This window comes from Pseudomonas sp. Irchel 3H7 (assembly GCF_900187605.1).
Lineage (GTDB): Bacteria > Pseudomonadota > Gammaproteobacteria > Pseudomonadales > Pseudomonadaceae > Aquipseudomonas.
Map to the genome: position 1 here is coordinate 1 of NZ_FYEA01000028.1, position 18347 is coordinate 18347.

Consider the following 18347-nt stretch of genomic DNA (forward strand, 5'->3'; position numbering starts at 1 on the left):
ACATCGTTGGGTTTTACAACAACGAACGGCTGCACTCGAAACTGGGATATCTGCCACCGACCGTTTACGAGCGGGCGATGGCGTCAAAACCACCTATCGAGGTGTCCGGAATTAGTTGACCACTGCAGATATCGGTGTTGCCTGAAAAGGCCCCTCACCCTAGCCCTCTCCCAGAGGGAGAGGGGACTGATTGGGGGATGTTGGAGAGGTTCATCGACCTGAACGTGCTGCGCCGAATCCATAATCGACTTTTCTGATCAAGCACACTGGACTCGGTTGAATCTATATTCAACACGGTGTTTCAGGTCGGCGTATAGCGCATGACAACTCGGTCGGCCCCCTCTCCCTTTGGGAGAGGGCTGGGGTGAGGGTCGGCGCTTCCTACACACTAAACTCCTCCCGCAACATCGCCACAAACGCCTCCCGCGCCGGATGCACCCCGGCGTTTTCATGCCAGTAAAACAGGTTGTCGACGGCCGTCAGCTCAGCAAACTCATACCCCACACACCCAGCCCCTTTCGCGTACTGCTCAAACACGCCCTTGGGCACCAGCGCCACCCCCGCCCCGGCACTTACACAACCGACAATCGCGCCATAACTGGCGAGACTGACGATCAGCAGCGACAGCCCCTGACGCAACAACCAATGCTCCAGCGCCGCCCGATACGGACAACCCTGCGGCCACATGAACACGGTTTTGTCCTGCAGGTCTTCGATGCCGCGCACTGGCCCGAACGAGGTCGACGCGATCAACAGCAATTCTTCGCGATACATCGGCGTGCGCCTGAGCTGTGAACGTTCGACATCCACCGCGACAATCGCCCCGTCGAGACGATGGCTGACGGTGTCATCGAGCAACTGCCCCCAAGTGCCCGTGGTGAGTTCCAGCGCCACCTGCGGATAGCGCTGGTGAAACTTCGCCAACAAGCGCGGCAAGCGCCCGGTCGCCGAGGACTCGATCGCACCGATGCGCAACGGCCCGGACGGCTCGGCCGAGGGGTCCACTGCACGTTTGGCTTCAGCGGTCAGCGCCAGAATCTTTTCCGCATAGGCGAGAAACGTCTGCCCCGCCGGGCTGATGCGCAACCCGCGCCCCTCACGCAGAAACAACGCAACGCCCAACTCGGCCTCGAGTGCCTTGATCCGCGCGGTGATGTTCGAGGGCACGCAAAACAGCTTTTCCGCCGCCCGCGCGATGCTGCCGACCTCGGCCACGGTCTTGAACATACGGATTTGCGCCAGCTCCATATTCATCACTCTGAGTGAACATTTGACGCAGTATAAGTCAGTTGTGGCGAATGATTGGCGGCCCGGATACTCGGCGCATCGACACCACCGAGCGCCCGATCATGCCGCACCCTTCCCCGTGGAAAATCCTCTTGGCGATGGCCTTTGTCGTTGGCTGCTGGGCGTATTCGCCGACCGGCATTCACATCGGTCTGCAAGCCTACGACCCCGGGCATCTGGCATTGCTGCGCTTTCTGTTGGCGTCGTTGTTCATGGCGTTGATCGCCGTTTTCAAAGGCATGCGCCTGCCGCACTGGCGCGATGTGCCGCTGTTGTTCGCCCTGGGTTTTTTCGCCGTCAGCCTGCATCACGTCGCACTGAACATCGGCCAGCAAAGTGTCAGTGCCGGCGCTTCCAGCGTGTTGGCGCAATCGAGCCCGTTGTTCAGCACGTTGCTGGCGCGATTCGTGTTCAAAGATCAGGTCAGCGCCTGGCGCTGGGGTTGTGTGTTGCTCGGCTTTGTCGGTGTGGTGATTGTGGTCAGCGGCGATAAGGGTCTGGGCGATATCGATGCGCATGCCCTGCTGATCCTGCTGGCGGCCGTTTCATGGAGCGTTTACTTCGCCCTGCAAAAGCATCATGCGCGGCGTTACGACGGCTTCAGTCTGGCGTGTTACGCGGTGTGGTCGGGGACGTTGATGCTGCTGATTTATCTGCCCGGGCTGGGTCAAGCCTTGCTGAATGCGCCGCTGCGGGTGCAGTGGGCGGTGTTGGCATTGGGCGTGTTTCCCAGTGCGCTGGCCTATCTGGCGTGGGGGTTTGTGCTCCAGCATGTGGATTTGAGCCGGGCGACGATGACGTTGTATCTGATTCCGCCAACGGCGATGGGGATTGCGTCGGTCGGGTTGGCGGAGCGGCCGACGTTGCTGGTGCTGGTGGGGTCGGTGGTGGTGTTGATCAGTGTGTTGGCGTTGAATCTGGAGCGGCGGGTTGGGGGTGTTCGGGCAGCGATCTGATCAATGATTGTTGTTGAGGCAAATGCCGACATCGCTGGCAAGCCAGCTCGCACAGGGTTCTATGGTGAACATAGTTTTCAGGTACATCCGCATAACCTGTGGGAGCTGGCTTGCCAGCGATGAGGCCAGCCCAGACAACACATTAATCAAGGCAATCGCCGATCAGCGCCGATCATCCGACAACGGCGTCGGCTCATCCGCCGGCGGTACATCGTCATCCGCCGCCGGATCCTTCCAGTCTTCGGGCCGATCAGCATCGCTCAACGGATCACGCCCTGGGGGCATGCCCATCGGTGAATCGTGATCGGCCAGGGTCGGTTCATCGGTACCCGGCACCGGCCGGGTTGGATCGGTTGGCAGCACACCACCCTGAAACAGCAAATCATTAGCCATGACACACCTCACCAAGGAGGTCCGGAATACCCGGGCCGTACAACTTGGAATCAGGCCCGTGGGCGGCGTGCTATCGAACAGACCGACGGCGTTCAACCTTGCGCGGAAAAACGGTCGCGGCTGTTGGTCAGGTGCAACCACATGGCTGCCCGCGCGGCATCCGCATCCTGACGTTTGATCGCATTCAGAATCGCCTCATGCTCCAGATGGGCCAGTTGCCCGAGTTTGCTCAAATCCGCCGCGCCACGTTCAGCAGCATTGAGCCGGTTACGCGGAATCATCGCACTGCCCAGGTGTTGCATGATCTCGCTGAAGCAGACGTTGCCGGTGGCCTCCGCGATCAGCAGATGAAAGCGCCGATCGGCCTCGACACAGCTGTCGTTGTTGTCGAGCAGCCGTTGATAGTCATCCAGCGCCTGACGCATTTGCAGCAATTGCGGCTCCGTGCGCCGCTGCGCCGCGAGCGCCGCCGCTTGTGTTTCCAGGCCCAGACGCAATTCAAGAATGCTGCGCACGCCGAGCGCCGTGTCGACGTTAAGGCGCAAGCCCTGCTCCGCCGCGCGCTCGATGACAAACGTGCCGATGCCGTGGCGCGTCTCGACCAGTCCCGAAGCCTGCAATTTGGAAATCGCCTCGCGCACCACCGTGCGGCTGACGCCATGTTCCTGAACGATGGCGTTCTCCGAGGGCAGCTTGTCGCCGGGTGACAACTGGCCGAGCAGGATGCTCTGGGTGAGTTTCTCCACCAGATCATGGGCGAGGTTGTGCGCACGTTTGCGAGCGGGAGCGTCGAAGTCTTCTTGCATGGTTGGTTCCGGTGATCGGGGCTTGCCGATCGTAGCATCGCGCGCGGGGCTTACAAGATTGATTTTAGCGGACCAACTTGTATGACAACACTCAAATTAATCGAAATGATTTGATACTTCCCAGACGAACAGAGCCGCACAACCGTAGGAAGCCTTCACTTCTCAAAAGCCATAACACCCAGCAATCATTGAGCATCCGTGTAAAAAAGCATAAAAAACCGGCTTTCCAGAGAAAATTAATCGGCCTTCCCCACTTGTAGGACAAAAATTCTCAGTTGTATGATGTCTAGCAACAACGCAGCACCTGCCCTACCCCGCATAAAAATAATCAGTGGGAGAAAACCAAGTGAAAACCTCCGTCTCCGGGATGAACGAGGGCGTCGATTCGACACTCGCGTCGGCCATCTCGAAAGTGAAACGCCACGTCCTGCCGCTCTTCGTGATCATGTTCATCGTCAATTACATTGACCGGGTGAACATCGGTTTCGTCCGCACCCACATGGAACACGACCTCGGTATTGGTGCCGCCGCTTACGGCTTCGGCGCCGGGTTGTTCTTCATCGGTTACGCGCTGTTTGAAGTCCCCTCCAACATGCTTTTGCAGAAAGTCGGCGCACGCATCTGGCTGACCCGCATCATGTTCACCTGGGGCCTGGTTGCCGCCGGCATGGCGTTCATCCAGAACGAAACCCACTTCTACGTATTGCGCTTTTTGCTCGGCGTGGCCGAGGCCGGGTTCTTTCCCGGGGTGATCTACTACTTCACCCGTTGGCTGCCCGGCGCCGAACGCGGCAAGGCGATTGCGATTTTCCTCAGCGGCTCCGCCGTGGCCTCGTTGATCTCCGGCCCGTTGTCCGGCCTGCTCCTGCAGATCAACGGGCTGGGCATGCACGGCTGGCAATGGATGTACTTCATTGAAGGGATGTTCTCGGTGTGCCTGTGCGTCTTCGTCTGGTTCTGGCTCGACGCCAAACCTCACGATGCGAAATGGCTGAGCCGCGCCGAACAGGACGCATTGGTCAACGCCATCGACGCTGAACAAAAAGCCCGCGAAGCCGCGACGCCGATCCGGCCATCGATGGGCAAACTGCTCAAGGATCGCCAGATCATCCTGTTCTGCCTGATCTACTTCTTCATTCAGTTGACCATCTACGCGGCAACCTTCTGGCTGCCGAGCATCATCAAGAAAATGGGCGAGATGAGCGACTTCCAGGTCGGCCTGTTCAACTCGATTCCGTGGTTGTTGTCGATCATCGGCATGTACGCCTTCGCTTCGTTCTCGGCCAAGTGGAAACACCAGCAGGCGTGGGTCGCCACCGCCCTGTTGATCGCCGCAGCGGGGATGTTCATGTCCACCACCGGCGGGCCGATCTTCGCCTTCGTTGCGATCTGCTTTGCCGCACTGGGCTTCAAATCCGCGTCGTCGCTGTTCTGGCCGATTCCGCAGGCCTATCTGGATGCACGCATCGCCGCGGCGGTGATCGCGTTGATCAACTCGGTGGGCAACCTTGGCGGCTTCGTCGCGCCGACCACGTTCGGCCTGCTCGAAGAACACACCGGTTCGATTCAGGGCGGCCTCTATGGTCTGGCCGCGACCTCGATCATTGCCGCGATCATTGTCTTCTTCGCACGCACCACACCGAAACCTGCTGCCGACATCGCCGTGGTCGAGACCGCGCCGAAACACGCCTGACGTCCATTTTTAAGATTGCGTATTAAGGATAAGAACATGACCGCACACGACACCGCCAAAGCCCCGATCATCACCGACATGCAAGTCATCCCGGTGGCCGGCCATGACGGCATGCTGCTCAATCTGAGTGGCGCCCACGGGCCGTTTTTCACCCGCAACATCGTCATCCTCAAGGACAACGCCGGCCACACCGGCGTCGGTGAAGTGCCCGGTGGCGAGCGTATTCGCCAGACCCTGGAGGACGCGCGCAGCCTGGTGGTCGGCAGCCCGATTGGCACCTGGCAGAAGATCCTCAATCAAGTGCGCCAGACTTTCGCCGACCGCGATGCCGGCGGTCGTGGTCTGCAGACTTTTGACCTGCGCATCACCATCCACGCGGTCACCGGTCTCGAAGCCGCGCTGCTCGATTTGCTCGGTCAGCATCTCGACGTACCGGTGGCGGCATTGCTCGGCGAAGGTCAGCAACGCGATGAAGTGAAGATGCTCGGTTATCTGTTCTACGTTGGTGATCAGCGCGAAACCGATCTCGCCTATCGCAGCGAACCGGACGCCGACAACGACTGGTTCCGCGTGCGTCACGAGAAGGCCATGACTGCCGAGGCCGTGGTGCGCCTCGCCGAAGCGGCCCATGCCAAGTACGGTTTCAAGGACTTCAAACTCAAGGGCGGCGTGCTCAGCGGCGATGCCGAAATCGAAGCGGTGACAGCGCTGGCCGAACGTTTTCCCGAGGCGCGCATCACCCTTGATCCGAACGGTGCGTGGTCACTCAAAGAAGCTATTCGTTTGTGCCGCGATCAGCATCATGTGCTCGCCTACGCCGAAGACCCGTGCGGTGCGGAAAACGGTTATTCGGGCCGTGAAGTGATGGCCGAATTTCGCCGCGCTACAGGGCTGAAAACCGCCACTAACATGATCGCCACTGACTGGCGCGAGATGGGTCATGCGATCCAGTTGCAGTCGGTGGACATCCCGCTGGCCGACCCGCACTTCTGGACCATGCAGGGTTCGGTGCGCGTGGCGCAGATGTGCCATGAATGGGGCCTGACCTGGGGTTCGCATTCCAACAACCACTTCGACATTTCGCTGGCGATGTTCACCCATGTCGCCGCTGCTGCGCCGGGCGAGATCACCGCGATCGACACCCACTGGATCTGGCAGGACGGCCAGCGCCTGACCAAGGCGCCGCTGCAAATCGTCGACGGTCTGGTGCAAGTGCCGAAGAAACCGGGGCTGGGTGTCGAACTGGACATGGACCAGGTGGCCAAGGCTCATGAACTCTATAAAGGCATGGGCCTCGGCGCGCGGGATGACAGCGTGGCGATGCAGTTTTTGATTCCGGGGTGGAAGTTCGATAACAAGCGGCCGTGTCTGGTGCGCTGAACCTGATCTCCAATCCACCACGGTCCCTGTAGGAGTGAGCCTGCTCGCGATAGCGGTGTGTCAGTCAAAATTGATATCAACTGACACACCGCTATCGCGAGCAGGCTCACTCCTACAAGGGTTTTGCGTTAACCAGAGATTTGCAGCAGCCAGGTTTTGAAAGCCATCATCGCCGCCGTTTCCGGCCGCGACTGCAACCGCGTCAACCAGTAACTCCCCGTCGTAATCTCAATCGCAAACGGCTGACAAATCGCCTCCGCCGCCAGTTGCCGGGCGAACATCAGCGGCGGCGCCAATGCCACCCCGCAGCCCTGCAACGCAACCTCCATCATCGCCAGCGATGAATCAAACACGATGCTCTGCGGCGGTGCTGCCTGCGTCGCCAACCCGGCAGCCTGAAACCATTCCGGCCATTCATCGGTGCGATAGGAACGCAGCAGTGTTTGCTGCAACAAATCCCCCGGCGAATGCAATTGCCGGGCGATCTCCGGCACGCACAACACCGACAGCGGCGCCTCAAGCAAACGCGTCGCTTCGATGCCATGCCACGCCCCGGCGCCAAAGCGGATCGCGTAATCCAGCCCTTCTGCTGCGACATCGACGCGGTTGTTGTTGGTCGACAGCCGCAAATCTATGAGCGGATGTTTCGCCCGGAAGTCCGCCAGCCTCGGCAACAGCCAACCGACAGCGAAGGTGCCGACCGCGCCGACGGTCAGCACTTCGCGATATTGTCCACCGGCCAGGCGTTCGAGAATCTGCGCGATGTGATCGAACGAAGTGCTCAGCACCGGCAACAAAGTTTCGCCCTCACTGGTCAGCATCAGCCCACGGGGCAGGCGTTTGAACAGCGTGACGTTGAGTTGCGCCTCAAGGCTTTTGACCTGATGGCTGACGGCAGCCTGGGTGACGCACAGCTCCACGGCCGCGCGGGTGAAACTCAAATGACGTGCGGAGGCTTCAAAGGCGCGCAGTGCGTTGAGCGGCAATTGCGGTCGAATCATGCCCAGTCCCAAATTTTTCTAATGGCTCGTGCGAGTTTTCATCGTTTGTCGATTGGCGTCGCGCTAACTAAATTGGCGGCGCTGATCGGTCGCCCAACGAAGAAATCGCCCGCAGTGTAGCGGGATAACGTCATCAACACTCATGGAGAGTGGTTCACCCATGTCATCCATTCAATCGAGCAAAGTCATTCCTTGCGCCGCTTTCGGCCTGTTTTTCGGCGCCACATCCTGTTTCGCCGCTGCGCCCGATGCTGCGCAGCTGCAAGCATTGGTCAACGACGCGGTAACGCCCGTGATGCAGCAGCAGAACATTCCCGGCCTCACCGTAGCGCTGACCATCAACGGCAAGGCGCATTACTTTAACTACGGCGTCGCCAGCAAAGATACCGGGCAAAAAGTCAGCGAAAACACCCTGTTCGAAATCGGCTCGGTGAGCAAAACCTTCACCGCGACGCTCGCCGGTTACGCCCAAGCGACTGGCAAACTCGACCTGTCGACCAAGGCCAGTCAGCTCTGGCCCGAATTGAAAGGCAGCGCCTTCGACACTATCAGCGTGCTGCAACTGGGCACCTACAGCGCCGGTGGTTTGCCGCTGCAATTCCCGGACAACGCGGATTCGTCTGACAAGATGCTCGGCTATTTCCAGCAGTGGAAACCGGTGTATCCGGCAGGCAGCCATCGCCAGTATTCCAACCCGAGTTTGGGTTTGTTCGGTTATCTGGCGGCGAAAAGCCTCGGCCAGCCGTTTGATCAGGCAATGACGCAAACCCTGCTGCCGAAACTCGGTTTGCAGCACACCTACCTCAGCGTGCCTGCCGGGCAAATGGATCTTTATGCACAGGGCTATGACAAGAACGGCAAACCGGTGCGTGTCACGCCTGGTGCACTGGACGCGCAGGCCTACGGTGTGAAAACCAGCGCGGTGGACATGCTGCGTTACGTGCAAGCCAACCTGAAGCCTGAAACGCTGGAAGCCTCCCTGCAAAAAACCATCGCCAACACCCACACCGGTTACTACACCGTCGGCGACATGACCCAAGGCCTGGGTTGGGAAATGTACCGCTACCCGATCAGCCTCGAGCGCTTGCTGGCGGGCAACTCGACGGAAATGGCCATGCAGGCGCACAAGGTGCAGTGGCTGAACCCTCCGCAACCGCAGCTGCATGACGTGCTGATCAACAAGACCGGCTCGACAGGTGGCTTCGGGACTTACGTGGCGTTTGTGCCGAGCAAAGACGTTGGCATCGTGATCATGGCCAACAAGAACTTCCCGATTCCTGAGCGGGTGAAGATCGCCCACAAAATCCTCAGCGCTGTCACTGACTGAAAATCAAAAGATCGCAGCCTGCGGCAGCTCCTACAGGATCGGGTTTTCACTCGGTCAATGTAGGAGCTGCCGCAGGCTGCGATCTTTTGTCTTTAAAGCTGCGCCTGCAACTTCCAGCCGATGACATCCATCAAGTCGCAACTGTCCCGCAACGGAATCGCCATCACCCGGGCGAAATCCTGCAGCAGCAAAGCGTCTTGGCCCTTGCCATCCCCCAGCGCCAGTGTCTCCATAAGTTGCGTGACACAACGCAAACGGTAAGCCGCCGTGCCATGCAGCACATCCACCGGTGCTTCGCGGTCGATCAGCAGGCAGGGAATGGTGCAGTCGATGCCGGTTATGGGTATGTATCGAGCCATGTTTGAACCTCCCTGTTCAATGTTGCGTCGCCGCAGGTGGATCGAGATTGTCCAGCGCACGGTTGACCAGCAACTCACCGAGCACAGCCAACTGCTGAATCGACAAGGCGAGACTGCGCGGCGAGCCTTGCAGTTCATCGGCGAGGTCAGTGGTCAGGACGTTCAGTGAGGCGAGGGTTTCGCAAGCGTGGCAGAGCAGCGTCGGGGTATCGATATCGGGGAGGATGGTGAAGAGATGGCTGATGGGATCGGGGTGATGCGGGTTGCGCAAGCGGGGGTTGTTGGCGTCGAAGGATCCTGAATCCATGGGGGATTCGGGAGGGTTTGGCGTTGGTTTTTTCATAAGTAAATGACCTCTAAACATGGAAGAAAAAACTGCCAAACTCACTTCCACGAGAGGGTGGCAGCTTTGCGCAGGGGTGGAAGTCCGGGGAGGTCGAGAGACCCGGTGCACTCGAGAGTGCTCCTGCGCATAGCTGCCATAAGCAAACAATGTTGGCATAAAAACCGCCAACATGTGTTCACAGGCGCACATGCGCTCACGACCAACACCGGACTTCCACACCCGACCACTGTGTTTTGCAGCGGCCAAAGAAGACTATCCCTCATCACCCAAGCCCACCAGTTCACCACCGCCGCCGCGACTTGCAGGAAAAATCCGACGAGGTTGAAGGGCTTTGCGTCGCAGCATGCAGAAACAGAAAAGGGGCGAGAAGATTGAATCCTCTCGCCCCTTTGACGTGAAATCGTCTCTACAACAACCGATCAATCATCCGGCATTTCCGGCGGCTTGGCTGGTTTCGCAGGCTTGGTCGGTTTGGCGTTCTTCGCGCCTTTGGCTGGTTCCGGCGTAGCAGCTACCGGCGCCTGAGCCGCAGCGGCCGCTTCCTTCTCGGCCATTGGCATGGCATCGATGGTGTCGAAGATTTTCTTCAGATCCACCGCTTTCGCTTCATCCCCGGAGGCCGAGAGCTTGGTCTCGCCGTCCTTGCCCACCAGGAACACTTTCGGATAGGCCCCAGCGCCCAGTTTCAGCGAGCGCAGCAGCGCCATGGTGTCTTGCTGGCCCATGTCCTTGCCGTCGAGTTGACCGGACATGTTGAGGATGGTGTAGACCTTGATGTTGCGGTCGGTGACGCCCTTTTTGTTGGCGGGATCCTCCAGCGACTTTTTCAGGGCTACCCACACGGGGTCGACAGTGCTTTGTGCGATCACGATCAGCGGTCGGGCGCGGCCCATGTCCCCGGCGATGGGCGAATCGTTGTCAGCGGCGAACAAGGGGCCGGCAATCGCCAGCAAGAGTGTCAGGGTCAATGACCTGATGAGCATGCGCATCTCCTTTTGATATCCACGCTCTAATGATTGCGCATCGTGGCGATTGTTCCGGGACAACCCGGCAAATATCTTCCGCCTAGTCAGAAGCTTAGGACAGGCGCGACATTGCGCAACATATCCGAGGTGATCGCAACGCGGATTTGATTACCTTTTATGACCGCATTAGGGTGGCAGTTCTGCCCATGAAATGGAGTTCACCCGCATGCACATCGATTACCTGTGCGATCACCCCGAATTGATCGAAGAACTGGCCACGCTCAACTTCGAGGAGTGGGGCGAGTTTCGTCCCGGACAAACCGTCGAGGACCGTATCGAACACATGCGCGAGTCCTGCGGCAAACGTGCCGTGCCGAGTGTCGTGGTAGCGCTAGAGGGTTCGCGACTGCTGGGCGGTGCGCTGCTGATCGAAAGTGATCTGAAGCTGCGCCCGAACCTGACGCCGTGGCTGGCAGGCGTTTATGTGAAGGCTGAGGAGCGCGGTCGCGGGATTGCTTCGCAACTGGTCAATCGAGTGGTTGCAGAAGCGGCGGCGCTGGGCGTGCCCGAGTTGTATCTGTATACCGACACGTCGCAGTCGCTGTATGCGCGACTGGGTTGGGAAGTGGTTGAAGAGCTGGTCTACGACGATTTGCCGGTGACGGTGATGAAATACGTCATTGAGCGTTAACCCGTGGTGAGGCGGCGCGCCGCAAGCTGTGCCGCCTCACTCCAGCGCTGAATCGAGCACGGAGAGCAATTCTGAAGGATCGACAGGTTGTCCACCGAGCTTGAGCTCACCGCTGTCGAGTTCAACACTCAACCTCACCGACGACCGATCGCCCGGGTATTTGCGCAACACCAACTCGATGCCATTGCCCGTCTCGTCAGCGGTACCGAGCAAATCCCACAGGCTCTCGCTCAGATCCAGCAGCACTCGCTGGTGCTGCAAATCGACCACCCGCGGCGCGTACAGCCAATGGCTCATGCGCATCTCACGCGGTGAGACGGTGATCGCGAGACGGCCTTCGCAGTGGACAGTGGTTTCACTCATGGCCGGATCAGAACGCCAGTTTGTAACCGATCAGCACCAGCATCGTCGCCAGGCACGGGCGCAGCACTTCATCGGAAATGCGTCCGGTCAGGTGGCTGCCGAGCCAGATGCCTGGCAGCGAGCCGACCAGCAAGAAGCCCAGCACACCCCAATCCATATTGCCCATGCTCGCGTGGCCAAGGCCTGCAACGAGGGTCAGCGGCACGGCGTGAGCGATTTCAGTGCCGACCAGACGGCGGGTCGGCAGCAGCGGATAGAGGATAAACAGCGCAACGGTGCCGAGGGCGCCCGCACCGATCGAGGTCAGGGCAACCATGGTGCCGAGGATCAGACCAGTGATCACGGTCATCACGTTCAACCGCGAACCGCTCGGGTTGTAGTTGCCGCCAGCGCGTTTGTGGGCGAAGTCGAGCAAGCGTTTCTTGAAGAAGATCGCCAGCGCCGTGGCGAACAGGACGAAACCCAGCGCCTGTTTGATGATGGCGTTCATCGCGTCCGGCGCGGTGTGCAGGGTGCTGAGGAACCACAGAGTCATGGCCACCGCAGGCACGCTGCCGAGGGTCAGCCAACCGGTGATGGCCCAGTCGATGTTCTTGTTCTTGCGGTGAACGAGGACGCCACTGGATTTGGTAATGGCGGCGTACAGCAGGTCAGTGCCCACCGCCGTTGCCGGGTTGATGCCGAACCACAGCAGGATCGGCGTCATCAACGAACCACCGCCGACACCGGTCATGCCGACGATAAACCCCACTACCAGCCCGGCAATCACCAGGCCGAAATTTGCCAATTCCATTAAACCGTCCAGAAAAACGACAGGAAAAATCTGGCCCGCAGCATAGCGATTTTTCTTATAACCACATATATCGATGCGGTCTATCGTTATGCCATATCGAATTCACCATCGCTTTACTGTAGGAGTGAGCCTGCTCGCGATAGCGGTCTATCTGTGACGGATTCAGTGACTGCCCCTCCGCTATCGCGAGCAGGCTCACTCCTACAGGGTTAGGTGGTGGATGCAGATTCAGTGCACCCTTCGGCCAGGTTTGAAGCTGTGGTTTTTGTTGATCCACACCGTGGCCAGCGCGATCAGCGACAGAATCAGCAACGCCCACGGAAACGACATCGCCCCCGCCCGATCCAGCAACAACCCGCCAAACAACCCGCCCCCGGCGATCGCCACGTTCCACGAAGTGGTGAGCATCGCCTGCACCACATCGACGTGATCACCAGCCGAATCCGCCGCCGAGGTCAGCAGCAAGGTAGCCGAACCGCCAAACGACAAGCCCCACACCGCCATGCAGGCATAAATGACCAACGGCGAAGGCGCCGTCAATGCCAGTACCAGCGCCGTCAGCGCAAACACCGCGAGGCTGATCAGCGTCAGCCAGCGCAGCCAGCGATCAACCAGCATGCCAATAATCCAGATCCCCACCAGCGAACACAGGCCAAACACCAGCAGCACCAGATCGACCCGGTCAGCCAGCCCGGCCTGCATCAGAAATGGCGCAATGTAGGTGTAGAGAATGTTGTGTCCGAGCATCCACGTCAGCACCACGAACAGCACCGGCCGCACGCCCGGCAGGCGCAGCGATTCGAGCAGCGGCAGACGCTCGTCACTGGCCTGCCCCGGACGATCCGGCACGGCGATAACAATCCACGCGGCCAAAAACAGCGCCAGCGCCGACATGATCCCGAACGACGCGCGCCAGCCGATCAGATTGCCCAGCCACGTCCCTGCCGGCGTGCCCAGTGACAACGCCACCGGCGTGCCGAGCATGGCAATCGCCAGCGCCCGTCCCTGTTGATGCACCGGCACGATGCCACGCGCATAACCGGCCATGATCCCCCACGACAACCCCGCCGCCATCCCGGCGAGAAAACGCGAAGCCAGGGTCAGGCCGTAATGGCTGGAGAATGTGGTGACAGTGTTGAATATCAGAAACCCGCCGACCGTTATCAACAGCACCCGCCGTCGCGGCCAGCCGCGTGTGGCGACGGTCAGCGGGATCGCCGCGACAATCGAACCCAACGCGTAGAGCGTCACCAGTTGCCCGGCGAGCACTTCGCTGACGTTGAGCCCGGCACCGATTTGCGGCAGCAGGCCAGCGGGCAGGGTTTCGGTGAGGATGGCGATGAATCCGGTCATGGCGAACGCCAGCAACGCGGCATAAGGCAGTTTGTCGGCACGGGCGGTGCGGTCGACGCGGCTGAAATCGGCGCTGGCGGGGTCGGTCATGACGGGGGCGGCTCCATTTTGATCAATAGCGGTGACGGATTGTATACAAAAACAACCTTCACTATTCGATCAATGTGGGAGCGAGCCTGCTCGCGAATGAGGTGGACCAGTCAACTCTTCAGCGCCTGAAGGAACGCTTTCGCGAGCAGGCTCGCTCCTACATTGGATCTCTGCACACCACAAAAACTTGTGGGAGCTGGCTTGCCAGCGATGAGGCCAGGCCAGGCAACATAGTTTTGCCTGACCCACCGCCATCGCTGGCAAGCCAGCTCCCACAGGTTTTGTGCTGCATTGATGATCACCGCCCCAACCGAACTCACTGCACCGGCAAGAAATTCAGGAACAACAAACTCTGCGCGTAGTTAAGGCCGATCCGCCGGTAACGCTCATCAAGCATCTGCGTGATCAGGTCCAGCCGCGCAACGATTTTGCCGAACTCGGTGGCGAAGCTCAGGTTACTGCCCTCCTCCGAGATCTCATTGGAAAACAGCAGCGGCTGACCTTCCTTGTTCTGTCGCTGGGACAAGATCCACGTGGCTTTTTCGATATTGCGTGCGGCGTTGTGAACGAACGTCGGGTTGATCGCGTCCGTCATATAGAACTCGGTGCGATTGCCATGGGCGGTGACCAGCATGCTGCCGATGGCATAGATGAACGCGCCGACGCGGTCACCGAGAAACTCCGGGCTCATCGCATAGCTGAGCGCCGCCAGATCCTTGCGACCACCCAACACCGGCAGCGGCTGTTGCTGCTCTACGGCCATCCGCACCTGCTTCACAGCGGCATGGATGTTGAGAAAGCCTGACTTGCGCAGCTCGTCCGGGTTGCGCAGGTACAGCTTGGCTTGCAAGCGATAGAGGCTGCTGAGGTTGTCGCGCATCGCCAGCGTGGCCATGCGGTCGACGCTGGTCTGCAGGAACTCCTGCGGCTTCCCTTCACGCATCTGATTGAAGAAGCCGTTGCCGTCCTGATGACTGCAACCGCTGAAAAACAGCAACGACAAACACGCCAGCAACAGGCACGGGCGGCGGAAAAAAGTAGCGATCAGGGCAAAAGCTCTCGGCATGAAATCTCGAACAGGCACATTCCTGTGCGGCGGGAGTCACCGCATCCTGGCCATGGATAGAGCCGCTGATTGCGAAAAAGTGCAGTGGTGCGCACGACCAGCCGACCTTCGGCAATGCCTGCCCAACCAATTAGTCTGTCTTTATTGTTGAAATAAACGATTAATCAACTATAAATCTTGATTGCAAATACAAATAGCATGACTAGTTACGCTGTAGGAGCTGCCGCAGGCTGCGATCTTTTGACCTTGCCTTTGAAAACCAAAATCAAAAGATCGCAGCCTGCGGCAGCTCCTACACGGCATCGGCGCCATTTTGAAAACAACAACAAAAAGGAAGGTCAACCATGCTTCAATCCCGTCACCTGCTCTCCGGCCTCGGACTGTCCCTGATGATCGCCACCCTCTCCGCCAACGCAGCCGGCCTCAGCGCCGAACACAAAGCTTTCGGCAAAACCAATGACGGCACGCCCGTCGAGCAATACATCCTGCGCAACAGCCACGGCATGCAAGCCACCGTCATCACCTACGGCGCGACCCTGCAATCGCTGAAAGTGGCGGACAAGCACGGCAAGTTCGACGACGTCGTACTCGGCTTCGATGATGTGCAGGGCTACCAGAAAGGTACCGCCTATTTCGGCGCGACCATCGGCCGTTTCGGCAATCGCCTCGCCGAAGGCGCGTTCGAACTCGACGGCAAGCGCTATCAAGTGCCGCAGAACGACAAGACCAACGCGCTGCACGGCGGCACATCGGGCTTCGACAAGAAAGTCTGGAAAGCGCAGGAAACCAAGGACAAGGACTCAGTCGGCGTGACCCTGACCTATCTGTCGGCTGACGGCGAAATGGGCTTCCCCGGCAACCTCACCACCGAAGTGACCTATCGCCTCACCGACAACAACGAACTGCGCATCGACTACAAGGCCAGCACCGACAAACCGACCGTGCTCAACCTGACCAACCACAGCTACTTCAACCTCGCCGGCGCCGGCAATGGCGACATCCTCAAACAGGTCGCCACCCTGCACGCCAGCCATTACACCCCGGTCACCGCCAAGCTGATCCCGACCGGCGAACTGGCACCCGTGGCCGGCACGCCGATGGACTTCAGCAAACCGACCGCAATCGGCACGCACATCAAAGCGGATCATCCGCAGCTGAAATTTGCCGAGCCGAAACAGGGTGGGTTCGATTTCAACTGGGCGCTGGATACCAAGGGCGATATCGGCAAAGTAGCGACTGAGGTGAGTGACCCGCAGTCCGGTCGCGTGCTGCAGTTGTTCACCACGGAACCGGGTGTGCAGTTCTATACCAGCAACTTCCTCGACGGTACGGTCAAGGGCAAGGGTGGCAAGGTGTATCCGCACTGGGGCGCGTTTACCCTGGAGACTCAGCATTATCCGGATTCACCGAATCAGCCGGACTTCCCGAGCACTCGGCTTGATCCGGGGCAGACTTACAGCCACAGCGTGGTGTTGAAGTTCTCCGCGAAATAACCTCCAACGCTGATCGTTCCCACGCTCCGCGTCCCTTCGCGAACTGGAACGCGGAGCGTCCCTTGAGGCATTCCATTGTTGCGCGTGGGAACGATCAATCACCAAGGAGATTACAGACCCACACGCTCCAATCCCTGACGCATGCCTTGATCCGCCTGCTCGCACCACTGCTTCAGCGTCAGACTCGGCGGCAGATTGGCCTCCAGGGTTTTGTATTGACCATCGTCCAATACTTCACCCTTGCGACCATGGGCCTCGTTCTTATCGCCGTCGCTCTTGTCCATCTGCCCTGGAATACCAGCAACAAACGCCACCATTTTATTGGCGTTCGTAGCGCTTTCAGCTTTCAGGAAACCTTTGTCAACGCAATGGTTAATCAGACCGGACATGTTGCGCCCAGTGTCGTACATCCCTTTCAACGTAGCGGCGTCCGGTCCTTCTGCGTGAGCAACATTGACGGTGCCGAGAGCGGCGGTCAGTGCGAGGATCAAAGCGGTGTTCTTCATGTTTATTCCTTTAATGGATGAAGCCAGGTTGTTTACTTGCAGTATTCCTGAGGGCGAACGAAGAGCTCACCCTCGCGGATTCAACTGACCACCGCTCCTTTCGGGCCACTGGCAATCAGCGCGGCCCCGCAGGCGGTTTTCATGCCGTCCAGCGCGATGGGCGTTCCATCGACGGTGTAAGTGCTGCTGCCTTCGGCAATTGGAAAAATGCCTTTGCACAGAGGACAACTGACTTTGTGGCCAACCCCTGCGATGGGCTTGCCGTTGAGGTCAGTCTGGGAAAAGGCTTCGAGGACTTTGCCACCGTGAGTGGTGGAGTCGCCCAAGCGAATGGCGTCTTTCATGTTGTCATTCCTTCGACTACGAGGGTTGACTGCAGCCTCGATCAATTTCGCGTCTTTCGACCACCAATGGCAGAGAGTTTTATCAGAGGCAGGTTGCGTTTAATCAACCTTCAAAAACGTGGCCTGCCCCTGATATATTTCATAAATTTTTAGAGATTAAAAAGTGGCTATTCGGCTGCAATTTGACCGAGAGTCAACCTACACGCGGAAGGCCTCATTTAAGCCAACCTCTTCATCCTCGTCCCCATCTTCAAGACACCTGAAATTTCTTCCATTGAGTGCTTTTTTAAGTAGGGCGTACAGTTCTGCTGATTGGAAATTCACTTGGAGCCACAGGGATTCATCATCCCCATAAATGAGACGAGTATCGTAAGCCCCACTGCTATTCAACGAGTGATCCTTCAAATAAAGATCACCGTCGCCCGAGCGAACACAAGCACTACTAGCTTTAACAATGTCGATGACATGCTGGGCTGTAGAGCTGTCGTCAAACACCAATTTGTATTCATAACTCATGATCCGTGTGGTCTCCCTCGGACAGCTGGTAAATCGGCAGGATTACGAATGCCAATGTGAGTTTTATTAGGATCGGTGGAAACTTTACCCTCATCATCCAGTTGATGATTGGACGGATCCTGTTTATGGATGTGTGCATTGTTGCCAGATTTGTGAGGGCAGGCATTCAAGTTTCCGTACTTGTGAACCCTGACCTCTGAACCGTCTGCATGCTTCCAGGTTTCGTTAACCCCATTGTCTTTGGTTTTCGAAAATCCGGCGCTGTTCAACGTTCTACCGGCGCGAGGAATACTCGTACCTTTCATCCGAGGTAGATCAGAAGAGGCGGAAAGGCCAAGTGGATCAATCCACTCCAGCGGGTTAGGTACGTAATGATAAAGGTTCAGTCCACCAGCCAGCCCAATCGGGTCCTGTGAAATGAAACGCCCTACCTCAGAATCGTAGTATCGGTAGCGATTGTAATGCAGCCCCGTCTCATGATCGTGATACTGCCCCTGGAACCGTATCGGGTTCATCACGCCATGCTGCCGCGCCCACTCCGAGCGCTGCTCCGTCACCTGCCCCCACGCCTTGTACTGCGCGGTCCAGGCAAGGTTGCCTTGCGAGTCCGTCAATTCCT

At 58.6% G+C, this 18347-nt stretch carries 21 protein-coding genes; 6 read left to right on the forward strand and 15 right to left on the reverse strand.

The annotated features are described in order from the left end of the window. Positions 1 to 381 precede the first annotated feature (381 nt). Positions 382 to 1248 carry a LysR family transcriptional regulator gene (locus tag CKW38_RS29220; RefSeq protein ID WP_095114537.1) on the reverse strand — a complete coding sequence of 289 codons (867 nt, stop codon included), beginning with the start codon at positions 1246 to 1248 and terminating at the stop codon, positions 382 to 384. 101 nt (positions 1249 to 1349) lie between these two features. On the opposite strand from CKW38_RS29220, the gene CKW38_RS29225 reads away from it, so the two are divergent. Further along, complete coding sequence (locus CKW38_RS29225) at positions 1350 to 2243, forward strand: DMT family transporter (RefSeq protein WP_176472388.1); 894 nt, start codon at positions 1350 to 1352, stop codon at positions 2241 to 2243. Positions 2244 to 2405: 162 nt separating this feature from the next. On the opposite strand, the gene CKW38_RS29230 is transcribed toward CKW38_RS29225, so the two are convergent. Both CKW38_RS29230 and CKW38_RS29235 read right to left on the reverse strand, forming a co-directional pair. Continuing rightward, entirely contained in the window at positions 2406 to 2636 is a 231-nt protein-coding gene (locus CKW38_RS29230; RefSeq protein ID WP_007917371.1) for a hypothetical protein, read from the reverse strand. Between the two features lie 92 nt (positions 2637 to 2728). Then, positions 2729 to 3442, reverse strand: coding sequence for a FadR/GntR family transcriptional regulator (locus CKW38_RS29235; RefSeq protein WP_095114539.1), 714 nt, complete (start codon positions 3440 to 3442; stop codon positions 2729 to 2731). Between the two features lie 346 nt (positions 3443 to 3788). Here CKW38_RS29235 and CKW38_RS29240 point away from each other — a divergent pair, with 346 nt between their 5' ends. Together CKW38_RS29240 and gudD are read left to right on the forward strand one after the other, a co-directional pair. Beyond that, positions 3789 to 5135 carry an MFS transporter gene (locus CKW38_RS29240; RefSeq protein ID WP_007917375.1) on the forward strand — a complete coding sequence of 449 codons (1347 nt, stop codon included), beginning with the start codon at positions 3789 to 3791 and terminating at the stop codon, positions 5133 to 5135. Positions 5136 to 5171: 36 nt separating this feature from the next. Further along, complete coding sequence (gene gudD, locus CKW38_RS29245; protein ID WP_007917377.1) at positions 5172 to 6515, forward strand: glucarate dehydratase; 1344 nt, start codon at positions 5172 to 5174, stop codon at positions 6513 to 6515. 128 nt (positions 6516 to 6643) lie between these two features. Here gudD and CKW38_RS29250 read toward each other — a convergent pair whose 3' ends face one another. Continuing rightward, positions 6644 to 7516 carry a LysR family transcriptional regulator gene (locus CKW38_RS29250; RefSeq protein ID WP_095114540.1) on the reverse strand — a complete coding sequence of 291 codons (873 nt, stop codon included), beginning with the start codon at positions 7514 to 7516 and terminating at the stop codon, positions 6644 to 6646. A 160-nt stretch (positions 7517 to 7676) separates the two neighbouring features. Here CKW38_RS29250 and ampC point away from each other — a divergent pair, with 160 nt between their 5' ends. Next, complete coding sequence (ampC, locus tag CKW38_RS29255) at positions 7677 to 8843, forward strand: class C beta-lactamase (RefSeq protein ID WP_095114541.1); 1167 nt, start codon at positions 7677 to 7679, stop codon at positions 8841 to 8843. Positions 8844 to 8935: 92 nt separating this feature from the next. Here ampC and CKW38_RS29260 read toward each other — a convergent pair whose 3' ends face one another. From CKW38_RS29260 to CKW38_RS29270, 3 genes are all read right to left on the reverse strand, one after another. Further along, positions 8936 to 9202, reverse strand: coding sequence for a hypothetical protein (locus CKW38_RS29260; RefSeq protein ID WP_095114542.1), 267 nt, complete (start codon positions 9200 to 9202; stop codon positions 8936 to 8938). Between the two features lie 16 nt (positions 9203 to 9218). Continuing rightward, the gene (locus CKW38_RS29265; RefSeq protein ID WP_371857976.1) at positions 9219 to 9509 is read right to left on the reverse strand and encodes a DUF6124 family protein; all 291 of its coding nucleotides are present in this window, start codon (positions 9507 to 9509) and stop codon (positions 9219 to 9221) included. 458 nt (positions 9510 to 9967) lie between these two features. Next, the gene (locus tag CKW38_RS29270) at positions 9968 to 10531 is read right to left on the reverse strand and encodes a DUF4174 domain-containing protein (protein ID WP_095114544.1); all 564 of its coding nucleotides are present in this window, start codon (positions 10529 to 10531) and stop codon (positions 9968 to 9970) included. Between the two features lie 208 nt (positions 10532 to 10739). On the opposite strand from CKW38_RS29270, the gene CKW38_RS29275 reads away from it, so the two are divergent. After that, the gene (locus CKW38_RS29275; RefSeq protein ID WP_007918671.1) at positions 10740 to 11204 is read left to right on the forward strand and encodes a GNAT family N-acetyltransferase; all 465 of its coding nucleotides are present in this window, start codon (positions 10740 to 10742) and stop codon (positions 11202 to 11204) included. Between the two features lie 36 nt (positions 11205 to 11240). Here the strand turns inward: CKW38_RS29275 and CKW38_RS29280 are convergent, their stop codons facing one another. The 4 genes from CKW38_RS29280 to CKW38_RS29295 form a co-directional block, all read right to left on the reverse strand. Then, the gene (locus tag CKW38_RS29280) at positions 11241 to 11567 is read right to left on the reverse strand and encodes a hypothetical protein (RefSeq protein ID WP_095114545.1); all 327 of its coding nucleotides are present in this window, start codon (positions 11565 to 11567) and stop codon (positions 11241 to 11243) included. A gap of 7 nt (positions 11568 to 11574) precedes the next feature. Next, complete coding sequence (locus tag CKW38_RS29285; protein WP_034154648.1) at positions 11575 to 12360, reverse strand: sulfite exporter TauE/SafE family protein; 786 nt, start codon at positions 12358 to 12360, stop codon at positions 11575 to 11577. Positions 12361 to 12588: 228 nt separating this feature from the next. After that, positions 12589 to 13803 carry an MFS transporter gene (locus tag CKW38_RS29290; RefSeq protein WP_095114546.1) on the reverse strand — a complete coding sequence of 405 codons (1215 nt, stop codon included), beginning with the start codon at positions 13801 to 13803 and terminating at the stop codon, positions 12589 to 12591. A gap of 316 nt (positions 13804 to 14119) precedes the next feature. Beyond that, on the reverse strand, positions 14120 to 14869 hold the full coding sequence (locus CKW38_RS29295; protein ID WP_007918675.1) for a hypothetical protein: 750 nt from the start codon (positions 14867 to 14869) through the stop codon (positions 14120 to 14122). A 344-nt stretch (positions 14870 to 15213) separates the two neighbouring features. Here CKW38_RS29295 and CKW38_RS29300 point away from each other — a divergent pair, with 344 nt between their 5' ends. Continuing rightward, complete coding sequence (locus tag CKW38_RS29300) at positions 15214 to 16362, forward strand: aldose epimerase family protein (protein WP_007918676.1); 1149 nt, start codon at positions 15214 to 15216, stop codon at positions 16360 to 16362. 110 nt (positions 16363 to 16472) lie between these two features. On the opposite strand, the gene CKW38_RS29305 is transcribed toward CKW38_RS29300, so the two are convergent. From CKW38_RS29305 to CKW38_RS30555, 4 genes are all read right to left on the reverse strand, one after another. After that, the gene (locus CKW38_RS29305) at positions 16473 to 16868 is read right to left on the reverse strand and encodes a hypothetical protein (protein ID WP_007918678.1); all 396 of its coding nucleotides are present in this window, start codon (positions 16866 to 16868) and stop codon (positions 16473 to 16475) included. A gap of 80 nt (positions 16869 to 16948) precedes the next feature. Then, on the reverse strand, positions 16949 to 17212 hold the full coding sequence (locus tag CKW38_RS29310) for a PAAR domain-containing protein (protein ID WP_007918680.1): 264 nt from the start codon (positions 17210 to 17212) through the stop codon (positions 16949 to 16951). A 198-nt stretch (positions 17213 to 17410) separates the two neighbouring features. Beyond that, a complete protein-coding gene (locus tag CKW38_RS29315) occupies positions 17411 to 17728 on the reverse strand; it encodes a hypothetical protein (protein ID WP_095114547.1) in 318 nt (105 codons plus the stop codon). Next, a partial coding sequence (locus CKW38_RS30555) for an RHS repeat-associated core domain-containing protein (protein WP_176472389.1) occupies positions 17725 to 18347 on the reverse strand: 623 nt, incomplete at its 5' end. The genes CKW38_RS30555 and CKW38_RS29315, both read right to left, overlap by 4 nt.

Coding starts and splice junctions, on each gene's coding strand:
- CKW38_RS29220 (WP_095114537.1), bottom strand. CDS start 1,248: ATGGAGCTGGCGCAAATCCGTATGTTCAAGACCGTGGCCGAGGTCGGC.
- CKW38_RS29225 (WP_176472388.1), top strand. CDS start 1,350: ATGCCGCACCCTTCCCCGTGGAAAATCCTCTTGGCGATGGCCTTTGTC.
- CKW38_RS29230 (WP_007917371.1), bottom strand. CDS start 2,636: ATGGCTAATGATTTGCTGTTTCAGGGTGGTGTGCTGCCAACCGATCCA.
- CKW38_RS29235 (WP_095114539.1), bottom strand. CDS start 3,442: ATGCAAGAAGACTTCGACGCTCCCGCTCGCAAACGTGCGCACAACCTC.
- gudD (WP_007917377.1), top strand. CDS start 5,172: ATGACCGCACACGACACCGCCAAAGCCCCGATCATCACCGACATGCAA.
- CKW38_RS29250 (WP_095114540.1), bottom strand. CDS start 7,516: ATGATTCGACCGCAATTGCCGCTCAACGCACTGCGCGCCTTTGAAGCC.
- ampC (WP_095114541.1), top strand. CDS start 7,677: ATGTCATCCATTCAATCGAGCAAAGTCATTCCTTGCGCCGCTTTCGGC.
- CKW38_RS29260 (WP_095114542.1), bottom strand. CDS start 9,202: ATGGCTCGATACATACCCATAACCGGCATCGACTGCACCATTCCCTGC.
- CKW38_RS29265 (WP_371857976.1), bottom strand. CDS start 9,509: ATGGATTCAGGATCCTTCGACGCCAACAACCCCCGCTTGCGCAACCCG.
- CKW38_RS29270 (WP_095114544.1), bottom strand. CDS start 10,531: ATGCTCATCAGGTCATTGACCCTGACACTCTTGCTGGCGATTGCCGGC.
- CKW38_RS29275 (WP_007918671.1), top strand. CDS start 10,740: ATGCACATCGATTACCTGTGCGATCACCCCGAATTGATCGAAGAACTG.
- CKW38_RS29280 (WP_095114545.1), bottom strand. CDS start 11,567: ATGAGTGAAACCACTGTCCACTGCGAAGGCCGTCTCGCGATCACCGTC.
- CKW38_RS29285 (WP_034154648.1), bottom strand. CDS start 12,360: ATGGAATTGGCAAATTTCGGCCTGGTGATTGCCGGGCTGGTAGTGGGG.
- CKW38_RS29290 (WP_095114546.1), bottom strand. CDS start 13,803: ATGACCGACCCCGCCAGCGCCGATTTCAGCCGCGTCGACCGCACCGCC.
- CKW38_RS29295 (WP_007918675.1), bottom strand. CDS start 14,869: ATGCCGAGAGCTTTTGCCCTGATCGCTACTTTTTTCCGCCGCCCGTGC.
- CKW38_RS29300 (WP_007918676.1), top strand. CDS start 15,214: ATGCTTCAATCCCGTCACCTGCTCTCCGGCCTCGGACTGTCCCTGATG.
- CKW38_RS29305 (WP_007918678.1), bottom strand. CDS start 16,868: ATGAAGAACACCGCTTTGATCCTCGCACTGACCGCCGCTCTCGGCACC.
- CKW38_RS29310 (WP_007918680.1), bottom strand. CDS start 17,212: ATGAAAGACGCCATTCGCTTGGGCGACTCCACCACTCACGGTGGCAAA.
- CKW38_RS29315 (WP_095114547.1), bottom strand. CDS start 17,728: ATGAGTTATGAATACAAATTGGTGTTTGACGACAGCTCTACAGCCCAG.